The sequence below is a fragment of the Deinococcus yavapaiensis KR-236 genome, from assembly GCF_003217515.1.
Lineage (GTDB): Bacteria > Deinococcota > Deinococci > Deinococcales > Deinococcaceae > Deinococcus_A > Deinococcus_A yavapaiensis.
On the sequence record NZ_QJSX01000020.1, the window covers coordinates 13,792 to 26,265 of the forward strand.

The window sequence follows — 12,474 nt, forward strand, 5'->3', positions numbered from 1 at the left end:
TGGCGTGGAGAAACGGTCAAAACGCCCGCGACCTCGGCGGTCTGCCCACCACGAAGGGCGCCTCGCCCTCGTCCGCCTTCAGGGCACCTGACGCGGTCGGGCGTCACCCCGCACGATTGTGGCCCTGTGCGCGAGGTCGAGAACCGATGGGCGGGCAACCGTACCTGGAGTGCTCACCGTCCGAAAGGCCCGCCGGTCTTCGCCAACGTCTTGCTCGCGTCGCCTGCTAAGGAGGCTCACCATGCCCAAACTCACCGTCGGCCCGTACGTCGCCAGTATGAAGACCTCTCGTGATCGCGTGCGCGACCGCGAAGCGTTCCTCGCGCGCGCCCGCTTGCGCGACGATGTTCCCAGCGTCGCGGGCCTGCCCCTCGTGGGCCTCGGCGGCTCCTGCGGCAAGCCCGCCTTCGCCTTGCCGTACCTCCTGACGTGGACCGACGAGAACACCCGCGCCCTCGAGGCCGTGGCGAAGGAGTTCGACTGCTTCGTGGAGTACGGCGCCTACCCGCACCTCAAGCTCGACGAAGACGGACAGGAAGTCGCCGCCGTGCAAGATTGGAGCAACCTCGCCATGGTGTTCGTGCGCCCCGGCTACGAGCGCGGAGAGGAACTCCTCGTGCGCCTTCGGGACATCCTCGCGCCGCGTTCTTGACTCGGGACGACGTCCGAAAGGCGGGCACACTGCCCGCCCTCACGGTGCCGCGCCCGCTCTCGACGGCTTGGACGTCACTTCGCCATCACGAGATCCTCGGAGCGTGACGTGAATGAAAGCGAAGCGACGGCGGCCTTCCGCGCACGTCACCGTCTCGCTCATGCCCGCTCATCAGCTCGTGCCGGGAGGCCGGCTTCTGGGAAGCGCCGCCAAGTGCCCCGCCAGGCGGTCGGCCTCCTCGGCCAGCGACAGCAAGCTCGTCATGCCTCGGCCCCAAGCCCGCACCGCCTCACGCGCCGACCAGCCGCGCTTCTCCCCCCACGACGCCCACAGGCGCTCGTCGCCCGCCGCGAGGCGCGGCAGCAGAAGCCGCACGACGAGCGCCGTGCGGGCCGCGATCACAGAACTGTACGCGAAGCGGACGGCTTCCCACGAACTACCCGGCCGCTCGACCGCGTTCCAGTACGCCTCGAACGCCTCCACGTCGAGGTCCGACACGCGAAACGGATCGGCGTAGAAGCGGCACACGTTCAGAAAGTGCGTCATGGCGAGGTCTGCTCCGAGCGGTCCCACGCCGAGCGCTTGCCAATCGAGCAGCACGCTGCGCGTCTCGCTTTCGGCGCGCACGTTGAACCGCCCCGCGTCGAGGTGCACGAGCGTCACGGGAAGCGCGTCGAGCAACACTCGCCAGCGGTCGTGGCTTTCACGCACGCGTTCGAGCGCTTCGAGCGGGGCGTCCTCGAACGCTTCGCGCACGATCGGCGCGCTCCACACGCGCTCGTCGTCTGCCGGGGCGAGGCGGGGATGCAAGCCGTCCAGCCAGTCGCGCCACGCCCACACGGGCACCACGTCGACCTCGTGCGCCGCGTTGAACTGCCCGAGGTGCCGCGCCGTCACGACGTGCCGCTTCAGCGGCCACACCTCCGGCGTCTCGTCGGGAACGTCCTCCAGCCACAGGGCGATCCGGTCGGGCGCGCTTCGCGTGACGTGCAGCAGACGCGCGGGACGCACTTCCGGCAGCGTCCTCAGCAAGCCCGACGTATATGCTTCGACTTCCCGCCGCCAACTCTGGTCGCTCGGTTCGGCGGGCCGCGCGGTTTTCACGATCAGCGACCACGCGACGAGTCCACCTTTTCCGAGCGCCGTGCCCCGCAAGCGCCGCAAGCCGTCCGTCACCTCACTCACGACGCGCCAATGCACGTCCTCGGCTTGCCAGGACGACACGCGGGCGTCCGGGTCGCTCAGCAACGCGCGCACGCCGACCGTGACGTCCGACGGGGCGAAGTCAGCCACGCGGCGCCCTTCGAACGACGCGCAGGAACTCGTCGAGGACGAGCGTTCGGTGCGCCTCGGTTTCGTACGGAAACTCGGCGTTCTCCACCTGACTCGCGACGACGCGCGCGGGCACGGCGTGAGCGCGCGCCGGGTTGCGCTCGAAGATCGTGTCCAACGGCGGCTGGAACACGGCCAGGGTCGTCGAGGCGCCGTACTCGAAGCCGAGTCGCAGCGGAATGCCGCGAAAGTCCCGCCGAGTGTTCGTCGCGTCCCATACGACCGCCCGCTTCGCGCGCAAGGCGATTCTCAGGCGCTCCTTCGCTTCTTGCAGCACCCGCCCGTTGAAGCTCTGGTCCGCGCGCTTCCCGGCGAGTTCCTCGCGCAGCACGTCCAGCGACACGATGTCGAAGTCCTCCAGCGTCTCGGCGACCCACGCGCTCTTGCCCGCCCCGCTCGGGCCGCACGTCACGACGAGCCGCGCAAAGCCGCTTCTCGCCGCGTACCCTCGCGCGATCGCCTCGTGCGGCGTCGAGATGACGCCCGCCTCGAAGTCCAGCACGCCTTGCCCGAACACGAAGTCGCGGTACTCGCTGGGAAAGCCGCGCAGCTGCGCGTCGATCACCTCGCTCCAAGCGGCGTAAGGGTCCTCGCCGCGCCACACGCCGACTTCTTGCGCGCCGAGCTTGAACAGCTCCAAGTCCTCCAGTTTCGACGCGCGGTCCGCCGCGACGCGTCCTCGCACGTCCGCGACTTCCAGCAGGTACAGCAAGCGCACGTCCGCGAGCCGGGCGAGACGGCGGTACGCGCTCTCGGTGCCGACGTCCAAAGTCCGTCCGAGGTCGTGGTGATGCCCGACGAGCCCCATGACCGCGTGAACGACGTCGTACGGCAAGCCGAGTTCCGGCAGGCGGTACGCGAGGTACGACCGCCCCCGGTCCGCGTGTCGAGGCGACACGACGCGCGCTCGTCCCGCGTCGTCGAGGGTCGTTCGCGTCGTGAGGGGCTTGCCGAGATCGTGCAGGGCCGCGCTCAGCACGAGCACGAAGCGCTCGCGGGGGCCCAGCCCTTCTCGCTCGGCGAGCTCGTACGCTTCGCGCAGCACGAGGTTCGTGTGCGTGCCGACGTCGCCCTCGCCGTGCCACTCGGGGTCCTGAGGCGTGCGCGGCAGGTCAGTCAGCAGGGGCAGCACGTCTCCGAGTTCACGAGCGAACTCGGCGAAGTCCGGCTCGGCGCCACCGCGCAACGCCTCCAGGAAAGCCTTCACGTCGGTTCCCTCAGCTTGTTCGGCTCGATCGCCGCGTGCATCCAGTGCTCGTCGGTCTGCACGTGGTTTCGCCGTACCCACTTCGCCACGCGCCGACCGAAGTCCTGGAAGGCGAAGCCTTCGGCGGTTCGCACGACGTAGCCTTCCGTCGTCGCCTCGTCGATTCTCAACGCCCGAACGCGCGCCTCGTTCCAGGACCCGCGGTAAAGCTCGCGCGGTGTCGGCACGCCGAGTTCCGCAGCCCACAGCCGCGTCTCGTCCCAACTCAGGCAGGTGTTCGTTTCGTTCCACACGCTCAGCAGGTAGAAGTACCCTTCGAGGTCCTCGTACGCCAGGGAGTGCCGCGCGTACAAGTTCTCGCCGCACACGCGCCACCCCTCGGGAATGAGGTATCCGACGCGCCCCTGCAAGCCTTTCACCCAGTCGCGTGACGCGTGGGCCCGACCGTCGATGGAGCGGGCGTGCATGCCGTCACGGTACAAGGTCGTGTTCTCGCCGTCGAGCTTCTCCGTCACGACGACTTCGCGCCCTTCGAAGGCGCGCGTGTCGATCATGCGGGTGTCGTCGGCGCTCGCGCCGGGCGACCACGGGAGGTGAGGCGTGCGAGGGTACTTCACGCGCTGTTGCATCCGAGCCTCCACGAGGCACTTTAGCGTCCGCGAAGCCCGCCCGACCTCCACGCATCGGCTCAGGCACGATCAGCGTTTCGGCGGAGCGACGGGGTCCAGCAGGCGAAGCGGAAAGGCGGCGCGCGCCCACGTCGCCAACGCCTCGACCGTCTCGTCCGCCGTCGCTTCGCCGAGGGCGCCTTCGCCGACGACGTAAAGGCGCAAGTCGAAGCGCGACGTCGTCTTGCCTTCGAACAGCAGTCGAGTGCGCCAGCGAGCGAACGCCCCTTCTCCGGCGAGCAGACCGTCCACGAGGGTCGCCCAGCGGCGCAAGGGTTCACGCGTCGCCTCCACGAACGCGGGCGTGTCCTCGACGGGACGGCGCTCGAGCAGAAGCGTGACGTAGGCGTCGTCGCGTTGCGCGCCTGTCAGCGACGCCACGCGGGCGAGCACCGCTCGGCGGTCCAGCGGCTCTGCACGCACGGCGATCACGGCGCTTCGTGGGCGGTGGGTGGACAGCCACGCGTCGAACTCGGCGCGCGTTCGCGCGATCTGCCCGCTCACGCGGTGGACGTCACCCGAGCGCACAGCAGTCCGAAGTACGTGGGCGCCTCGTACGACAAGACGTCCACGTGCCGCGCCTCCCTCGGAATCGCTCCGGCGAGGACGAGCGTCTGCCACAAGCCGTCGGGCTTCGCGTCCTCCACGAACGTGGCGTCGAAGGTCGCGAGCGCTTCGAGGTCGCCGCGCTTCATCGCGTCGACAACCGCCCCGTCCAGCCGCGCGGCCGCCTCGTGAAAGCCGTACGGTCCCGACGCGTCGTGCGTGTGCGACCAATCGCAACTCGCGATGAGGCCGACGCGCTTTCCCGACTCGCGCGCCGCGCGGGCGAGGGCGGCGCCGAAGCGCTCATGCGGCGCCAAGTCCGTTCCGCGCGGCGGATTGATCACGACCACGGGCACGTCCGGCATGAAGTGCAGCGGAATGATGACGCCCCAATCGAGCGGCAAGTTGGAGAAAGGCCCTTCGCTCGTCGCGAAGTTCAAGGAGGCGACGCGAAGCCCGTCCGCCTCGGCCGCCTGCGCGACGCTTCGCGCGAGCGTGCGGTCCACGCGGCGCTCCATCGTCAACGTCACGCCGTGAGACTCCACCTCGCCCGCCATGCGCTCCGAGTCGGCGAGCGCGAACTGCCCCTCGACGCGTGTTCCGTGCGGCGTGAGGACGATCATGGCGTCGAGGGACGCTGCCCGCGCGGCCTTCCCGAGCGCTTGCAAGCTCGCGCGCGTCGACGCCATGAGCTCGGGCGTGCTTCCGGCGAGGTCCTCCACGATCTCCGAGCCGTGCGGCGCGACGCACGCGAACACGATGCCCGTCACGCGCTCGCCTCTTTCGGGACGGGCAAAAGCGCCGTGAGGAGCAGCACGCCGAGCGGCAGCCACGACAGCAGCGAGAGGGTCGCCGGGATGCCCGCGCGGTCGGCGAAGGTTCCCAAGGCGGCCACGCCGAGGCCCGTCGCAGCGTAGACCGTGCCGAGCGACAAGCCCGACGCGAGGCCCGTGAGGCCGGGCATGGCGTCTTGAATCATCAGGACGATCGTCGGCCACGCCGCGCTGGAGCACAGCCCCACGACTGCGAGCAGCCCGAGGTGCAAGGCGAAGCCGTCCGTGTGACCGAACGCCAGCATCGCCAGCATGAGAATGGCCGCCGACCCGACGAGCAGCGGCTTCTTGCCGATGCGGTCGGCGACGATACCGCCCACGAGCGTTCCGACGATGCCCGAGAGGCTGATGATCGTCACGAGGGTCGCCGCCGCGTCCTTCGAGAGGTTCAGGACGTCGTGTCCGAGCGGAAGGAACGTCGTGAGGCCCCCGGTGACCGTGCCGCGCAGGGTGATGAGCAGCATCAGGAAGCCCACGAGGCCCCAGCGCACGCGGCCCGCGCCGCCCGCGCCCACCTTGCGCGTCGAAACGGGTCGGCGCACGTCTTGCCACTGCGAGCGCAGCAGCAGCAAGCTCAGGACCGTCGGGACGAGCAGCAGCAGCACCGACGGCTTGCCGAGCCGTTCGAGCAGAAGCGCCGTCACGATCGGCGCGAGCCCGAAGCCGATGTTGCCGCCCGAGAAGAACAAGCTCGTGCCGCTCGCGAGCTTCTCGCCGGAATTGGCGCGCACCCGCGTGAGACCCTCGGGGTGGAACATCGCCGAGCCGAGGCCGCTCAAAGTCACGGCGAGCAACACGAGCGGATACGACGGCATCCACAGCACCGTCGCCATCCCGAGGCCCGTGAGGGCGAGCCCGACGGGCACCATCCACGTGAAGGACTTCTTGTCGCCCAGCAGCCCGAACAGCGGCTGCGCGACCGCGATGACGATTTGATTGGCGGCGATCACGCCCGCCGCGAGCGCGTAGTTGAGGTTGAGGGCGAGCAGCAAGGTGGGAAGCAGCAAGGGCAGGGCGCCCGTCTGAAGGTCCACGCTCGCGTGCGAGAGCGTCACGGACCCTACCGCCGGAAGCGAGAACGAGGAAGAAGAAGTGAGCGGTCGAGTCGACGACGACATGGGCTTGATGCTACCGCGCTCCGACGAAGCGAATCGTCCTTGACGTACGATGATGCATGACCGCGACTTCTGGGCTTCACGCGCTCGTCACGGGCGCGTCCTCGGGCATCGGCGTCGTATACGCGGACCGCCTCGCGGCGCGCGGCTTCGACCTCACCCTTCTCGCGCGGCGCGAAGATCGCCTGCGTGACGTCGCCCGCGACTTGTCGGCGCGGCACGGCGTCACGGCGGACGTGCTCGCCGCCGACCTCGCCGAGTCGGCCGACGTGCGCCGCGTCGAGGAGTACCTGCGCGTGCACGGCACGGACTTCCTCGTGAACAACGCGGGCTTCGCGGTGTACCGCCCGCTCGCGGACCTTCCCGAGGACACCGTCGAGGAGATGATCCTCGTGAACGTCCTCGCGCTCGCCCGCCTCACGCGCGCCGCCTTGCCGGGGATGCTGGCGCGCGGCCGAGGCACGATCGTCAACGTGTCGTCGGGCCTGTCGTGGCGCCCGTTTCGCACGAACGCCACGTACAGCGGCACGAAAGCGTTCGTCAACAACTTCACGCGGGCCCTCGCCGAGGAGGTCGAAGGCACGAACGTCAAAGTGCAACTCCTCGTGCCGGGCGTGATTCGCACGGAGTTCCACGACACGTCGGGCACCGACCTCGACCGTCTTCCGCCCGGCATGATCATGGAGGCGCCCGACCTCGTGGACGCGTCCTTGAAAGGCTTGGATCTCGGCGAGTTGGTGTGCGTGCCCGCCCAGCCGGACCCGGAGGTCATCGCGCGCGTCTTCGAGGCGCAACTCGCTGCCTCGCCGAGGTCGGGCGAGGTGGCGCCGCGTTACCGATCCTGAATTCCTACTTCACTCGCAGCGTCCCCCAGTCCACACCCTCGGGCTCTTTCGGGAAGCGTGGATTCATGCGTTCCAGCGTTTCGACGAGGACGCGCGCCACGACGAGGTCCCGGTACCACTTGCGGTTCGCCGGAATCACGTACCACGGCGCGTGCTCGGCGCTGGTATCTCCGATGAGGTCGTCGTACGCCGCTTGATAGTCGTCCCAACGCTCGCGTTCGTCAAGGTCGCCGAGTTGGAACTTCCAGCGCTTCTCGGGGTCGTCCACCCGGGCTTGCAGGCGTTCTCGCTGCTCCTCTTTGGAGATGTGCAGAAAAAACTTCACGATCGTCGTTCCTTCGCGGGCGAGGTGACGCTCGAAATCACGAATGGCCTCCACGCGCTGCCGAAGTGCCTCCTCGTCCAGCGTGCCGTGCACGCGCGGCACGAGAACGTCCTCGTAGTGCGAGCGGTTGAACAAGCCGATCGTCCCGCGTGGCGGCGTCTTGGCGTGCACACGCCACAAGAAGTCGTGCCGCGCCTCCTCGTCCGTGGGTCGCTTGAAACTCGTGACGGTCACGCCCGCCGGGTTCACGCCGCTCATCACGTGCTTCACGGCGCCGTCCTTGCCGCCCGCGTCCATCGCCTGCAGTACGACCAGGAGGGCTTGCCGTCCCTCGGCGTAGAGACGTTCTTGCCACTCGGCGAGGCGCGCGACGAGGACGCGCGTCTCTTCGCGCGCCCTCGCCTTGCCGTCTTCGCCCGCGTACGCTCCACGCTCGTTCGGATCGCGTTTCCGCAAGTTCGCTCGCTCGTCAGGCTTCACCCGTTCGCTCGACATGCCTCACTGTAGAGGGGACGCGCGGTCGTCTGCCTTGACGCTTTCCTGCGATTCGGCCGCCATCGTCCTCGCCGGTCCTTTCGGGGCCGCGCGACCTAGTCCGCTTCCTTCGGGCTGGGAAGCGCGCTCGGCGAACTTCCGAGAAGGGTTGCTGCCTCGACGTCCAACACGAGGTCGCCGAGCGGGGCGCCGTTGGTGGCATTCGAGGCGCCTTCCACGCTTCGCTCTCCATCTCTATTGGCGTGGAAGGCTTTGCGGGCGCGCTTGTCTTCGTACAAGGCGGCGTCGGCTCGCTCCAAGACGTCTTCGAGCGTCTCGGCGTCTCGAGGCCAGCAGGCCACGCCGAACGACACGCCCGCCTCGGGGAAGCCCGCCGTGCGCGCGGTCGCGACGGCCGGGTCGATCGACGCCAAGACGCGCGCGCGTGCCCCCGAAGGCCCGTCCTCCTCGCCGAGCGGCAGCAGCAGCGCGAACTCGTCGCCGCCAAGCCGAAAGGCGCTCACGCCCACGGGCAGATGCGCCGCGAGGGTGGAGCCGAAGATGCGCAGTAACGCGTCGCCCGCCGCGTGACCGCGCGTGTCGTTCACGCACTTGAGTCCGTCCACGTCCAGCATCGCCACCACGATGGGAAGCGCGCGCTCGGCGACTTGCTCCAAGGCTTCGTCCAAGGCTCGACGGTTGGCGAGGCCCGTCAGAAGGTCGGTGCGAGACGCCGCCCGAGCGGCGCGCGTCTGCTCGCGAACGCCCAGAGCGTAGCGGATGGCCCGCGTCGCCGTCGCCAACAGCTGACGGTCGCGTTCCGTCCAGCGCCGCGCTTCTCGCAACCGGCCCAGCACCAAGACGTAGTGCGCTCCGTCGAACTCGCCGAGGGGCAGCCACGCGACGGCCTGCAAGCCCGCCTCGACGAGTTCGGGCAGAGCGCCCCGTTCCTGCTCGTACGCCGACGTGAACGAGGGCCGGGAATCGTTCGCCGCACGCCACGACGCTCCACCTGTCTCGCCGCGCCGCGTGGGAATCGCGTGTGTGAGCGCGTCGGCGGCGTCGTCCCTCGCCCAGATCGTCTCGAAGGTCACCGAATCGTCACGCGACGCGCTGAGGTTGCACCATTCGACGTCGATGGCGCGTGAAAGCAGTTCCAGCGCGTGCGACGCGAGTTCGGCGGGCGGCAACTCGAGTTGCGCGAGGCTCGTGATGCCGAGCAGCGTGTCGCTCATGAGCTGTGTGCTGCGCAGCGTCCGCACGAGCGCTTCTTTCGCGCTCGCTTCGCGTTGCAGCTCCAGCGTCTTGCGGCGTAACTCCAACTCGTCGAACGCTATGGCCGCGAGGTGCTCCAAGCTTTCGCGCTCTACGTCGCTCACGCTGCCCCTCGGCGCGTAATCGAGCACGCAGATGACGCCGATGTTGAAGCCGTCGTGCGTCTTGATGGGCGCGCCCGAGTAGAACCGCACGCCTTTCGTCTGCGTGACCGTCGGGAAGGCCGCGAAGTGCGGATCGCTCGAAAGGTCCAAGACGGTCAGGACGGCGTTCGATTCGATCGTGCGCGCGCACAAGGACAGCGAGCGGTCGTGGTGCGAGACGTCGATGCCGTAGCACGCTTTCGAGAAGGTGTATTGATCCGCCACGAAGTTCACCAAGGCGATGGGGGCGCCGAACACGGCCGCCGCGAGTTTGGCGAGGCGATCGAAGGCGTCCTCGGGGAGCGTGTCGAGGATGGCGTAGCGGGCCAGCGCCTCCAATCGACGTTGCTCGTACCCGATGGGTTCGTTCATGGATTATTGATTCTAACCGTTTAAAGCTCTCACATTCTGAGAGCTTCGTGGTGCCGCTCGCGTCGACATCACAACACCAGCACGCCCTTGTGCTCGATCTTGCCTTCGGGCTCCACGTGAATCGTCACGGCGGCGTCCTCCAACTCGCGCTTCAACTCTTCCTCCAAGCGGTCGCAGATATCATGCGCGGCCCGCACGGACATGTCGCCCGGCACGACGAGGTGGAATTCCACGAAGGTGACGCGGCCCGCGTGCCGGGTGCGAACGTCGTGCGCTTCGAGGGCGCCTTCGGCGTGCGTGCTGATCACCTCGCGAATGCGCTGCACCGTCTCTGCCGGAGCCGCCTCGTCCATCAAACCGCTGACCGAGTCTCGCACGAGGCCCCAACCCGACCACAACACGTTCAAAGCCACGAGACCCGCCAAGACCGCGTCGAGACGCGTCACGCCCGTCACGCTCGCCAAAATCACGCCGACCAGCACGCCGACCGACGTCACGACGTCCGCCATGAGGTGCTTGCCGTCCGCCGTCAACGCCGGAGAGCGCCGCAGGCGCCCTTCTCGCGCCAGCAACGTCGCCCACACGCCGTTCAGAAGTGACGCCGCCGCGCTCACGAGGAGGCCCGCGAGCGGCAAGTCGAGCGGCTTCGGATTCGCAAACGCGCCGTACGCCTCGCGCATGATCGCGAGCGCGGCGATCACTACCAAGACGCCCTCGATGACCGCCGAGAAGTACTCGGCCTTGGTGTGCCCGTACGGGTGGTTCGTGTCGGCGGGCCGCGCACTCACCCACAACGCCACGAACGCCGCCACCGCCGCGACGACGTTGATGATGCTTTCCAACGCGTCCGAGAACAAGGCGACGCTGCCCGTGACGAAGTACGCCGCGAACTTGAGGGCGAGGACGAGCACGCCGATGACGATGCTGCCGAGTGCGAGTCGAGCGGTGCGGTTCAAGCGAAGGCTCCTCGAAGGAAAAGGAAATCGCCCGGCCGGGCGTCCTCTCAAGCTAGCACTTCCAAATGAGCCGCCTTTCCCCCGAACCTCCTCTCCCGGCGCGAGGAGAGGAGGGGGGTTCGTCACAACTTCCCAGCGGCGAACTCCGTCATGATCCTCGGAGCGGACGTGTCGAAACCGACGAGGTCGAGCATCCCGGCGTCCGTCGGGTCGGCGATGGAAAAGCGCGTGGCCGTCATCCCGACCACGATGAGGCGCGCGCCGATCCCCATCTTCTGGCGGTACTCGCGAAGGGCCATGATCGGCTGGACCTTGCCCGCCCACGTCTCGTTGTCCGTGTACACCACGAACACGTCCGCCTCCACCTTGTTGCGCGTCGCCCACAGCATGGGAAGCGCGCAGTCCGTCGCGCCGAAGTTGTGCTGCTGCAGCTTCTTCGTGACGACGTCCAGAGAGTCGTTGGGACGCAACGCGAGGTCGGCGAACGTGCTCGTGAAGCCCATGGCGACGCTGGAGCGTTCGGTGCGGTACGTGACCATGCTCATCGCCGCCGCCGCGACGTTCGGCGTGAGACCGGGCACCCCGGCGACCGTTCCGCAGCTCATCGAGCCCGACACGTCGATGCCGAGCAAGAAGCGCTTGTTCGCGGGCTGAACCGCCCCGAACGCCAGATAGAACGCTTCTTCGAGCGCGTCTACCACGCGCGGCACGGCCGTCCACTCGCCGCCGCCCTTCACGCCCCGCCCCGCCTTGTACACCAGCAGGGCCTTCAACACATCGACGGGGTGGACACGACCCTTGCGAAGGGCGCTCTCGTTCGTGAGGCGCTTCGTCACACGCTCGATCACGTCCCACGCGCCGAGCTTCAGCAAGCCGACGCGCGAGAGGTTCCCGAGGTTGCGCAACGTCCACGTGACGCCGTTCGTCTCCAAAGCCGCCTCGTACACCTCGCGGCCGCGCAGGTGCGTCGGTACCGCTTCGATCGGCAGGCCGTACGCGCGCATGAGGTGCGCCGCGTCCGCGTCGGACGCCGCCTGCAAGGCCAGCAGATGCCCCTCGATGACGCGAAGCGCGTCGTCGGACGCGCCTTCCAGCACGCCGTCCACCATGAACTTGAACACGGCGTTGCGAAGGCCGTCATCGGTCTTCGGGTGCGCGAGTCGCAAAGCGTCCGCGTGCGTCCAGCCGTCACGCGCCTTGTACTTCACCGCCCACAAGGCCAACTTCTCGATCGGGACGCCGAGGTACACGTTGGCGATGCCTTCACGCGTCAAGCGACCCCACCCGCCGAACTCCTTGGCGAACGCGAGGAAGTGCAGCAGGTGCGTTCCCGTGCGCGCCAAGATCGGCAGGGCGTTCCACGCGGCCTTGCGGGCCTCCAAGTCACCGAGCTTCGCGACCGCCGCGAGGGCGAGGAGCGACGGATCGGCCTTCGGCGCGCGGTTCTCGTTGGCCACGTCCACGATGAGCTGCACGGCCCGCAGACCGTTCTCGCGGGCGTACTTCGTCACGAAGCTCGTCTCGAGCTTCGTCTGCGCGCGCTCGCTGGCGTAGAAGGTGCCGCCCTCCGTCCCGAGAATCAAGAAGCGCAGGAAGCGCGTCTCGTCGGACACCGCGAACACGTAGCCGCCCGCATTGTTGCGCACTTGGTCGGCGCGCATCTTCTCGCGCTGCGTGGCGCGCTTCGGGGAGATCGCGTTGAGGTAGTTCTTCATCGAAATCGGCCCTCCT

12 protein-coding genes are annotated in these 12,474 nt (G+C 68.4%); 2 read left to right on the forward strand and 10 right to left on the reverse strand.

Translation table 11 applies throughout. The features are described 5' to 3' along the window. Positions 1-241: 241 nt before the first annotated feature. Complete coding sequence (locus DES52_RS19485) at positions 242-652, forward strand: hypothetical protein (RefSeq protein ID WP_110888508.1); 411 nt, start codon at positions 242-244, stop codon at positions 650-652. A gap of 171 nt (positions 653-823) precedes the next feature. Here DES52_RS19485 and DES52_RS19490 read toward each other — a convergent pair whose 3' ends face one another. The 6 genes from DES52_RS19490 to DES52_RS19515 form a co-directional block, all read right to left on the reverse strand. Further along, positions 824-1,945 (reverse strand): aminoglycoside phosphotransferase family protein, encoded by a 1,122-nt coding sequence (locus DES52_RS19490; RefSeq protein WP_110888509.1) that lies wholly within the window; start codon positions 1,943-1,945, stop codon positions 824-826. After that, the gene (locus DES52_RS19495; protein ID WP_110888510.1) at positions 1,938-3,191 is read right to left on the reverse strand and encodes an AAA family ATPase; all 1,254 of its coding nucleotides are present in this window, start codon (positions 3,189-3,191) and stop codon (positions 1,938-1,940) included. Before DES52_RS19495 ends, DES52_RS19490 begins: the two co-directional genes overlap by 8 nt. Continuing rightward, positions 3,188-3,820, reverse strand: coding sequence for an RNA ligase family protein (locus DES52_RS19500; RefSeq protein WP_110888511.1), 633 nt, complete (start codon positions 3,818-3,820; stop codon positions 3,188-3,190). Before DES52_RS19500 ends, DES52_RS19495 begins: the two co-directional genes overlap by 4 nt. 69 nt (positions 3,821-3,889) lie before the next feature. Beyond that, positions 3,890-4,363: a GIY-YIG nuclease family protein gene (locus tag DES52_RS19505; protein WP_146237392.1), complete on the reverse strand. Its 474-nt coding sequence runs from the start codon at positions 4,361-4,363 to the stop codon at positions 3,890-3,892. Next, positions 4,360-5,175 (reverse strand): DODA-type extradiol aromatic ring-opening family dioxygenase, encoded by an 816-nt coding sequence (locus DES52_RS19510; RefSeq protein ID WP_110888513.1) that lies wholly within the window; start codon positions 5,173-5,175, stop codon positions 4,360-4,362. Before DES52_RS19510 ends, DES52_RS19505 begins: the two co-directional genes overlap by 4 nt. Beyond that, on the reverse strand, positions 5,172-6,293 hold the full coding sequence (locus DES52_RS19515) for an MFS transporter (RefSeq protein WP_170131180.1): 1,122 nt from the start codon (positions 6,291-6,293) through the stop codon (positions 5,172-5,174). The genes DES52_RS19510 and DES52_RS19515 overlap by 4 nt, the downstream gene beginning before the upstream one ends. Before the next feature lie 119 nt (positions 6,294-6,412). On the opposite strand from DES52_RS19515, the gene DES52_RS19520 reads away from it, so the two are divergent. Beyond that, complete coding sequence (locus DES52_RS19520) at positions 6,413-7,198, forward strand: SDR family NAD(P)-dependent oxidoreductase (protein ID WP_110888515.1); 786 nt, start codon at positions 6,413-6,415, stop codon at positions 7,196-7,198. Between the two features lie 4 nt (positions 7,199-7,202). On the opposite strand, the gene DES52_RS19525 is transcribed toward DES52_RS19520, so the two are convergent. The 4 genes from DES52_RS19525 to rsr all read right to left on the reverse strand — a co-directional run bounded on the left by DES52_RS19525 (position 7,203) and on the right by rsr (position 12,458). Continuing rightward, entirely contained in the window at positions 7,203-8,018 is an 816-nt protein-coding gene (locus tag DES52_RS19525; protein WP_110888516.1) for a polyphosphate kinase 2 family protein, read from the reverse strand. Between the two features lie 95 nt (positions 8,019-8,113). Next, the gene (locus DES52_RS19530; protein WP_110888517.1) at positions 8,114-9,787 is read right to left on the reverse strand and encodes a sensor domain-containing diguanylate cyclase; all 1,674 of its coding nucleotides are present in this window, start codon (positions 9,785-9,787) and stop codon (positions 8,114-8,116) included. Positions 9,788-9,855: 68 nt separating this feature from the next. Next, positions 9,856-10,743, reverse strand: a complete 888-nt coding sequence (locus DES52_RS19535) for a cation diffusion facilitator family transporter (protein WP_110888518.1) — start codon at positions 10,741-10,743, stop codon at positions 9,856-9,858. A 122-nt stretch (positions 10,744-10,865) separates the two neighbouring features. Then, entirely contained in the window at positions 10,866-12,458 is a 1,593-nt protein-coding gene (gene rsr / locus DES52_RS19540; RefSeq protein WP_110888519.1) for an RNA-binding protein Rsr, read from the reverse strand. Positions 12,459-12,474: the final 16 nt, after the last annotated feature.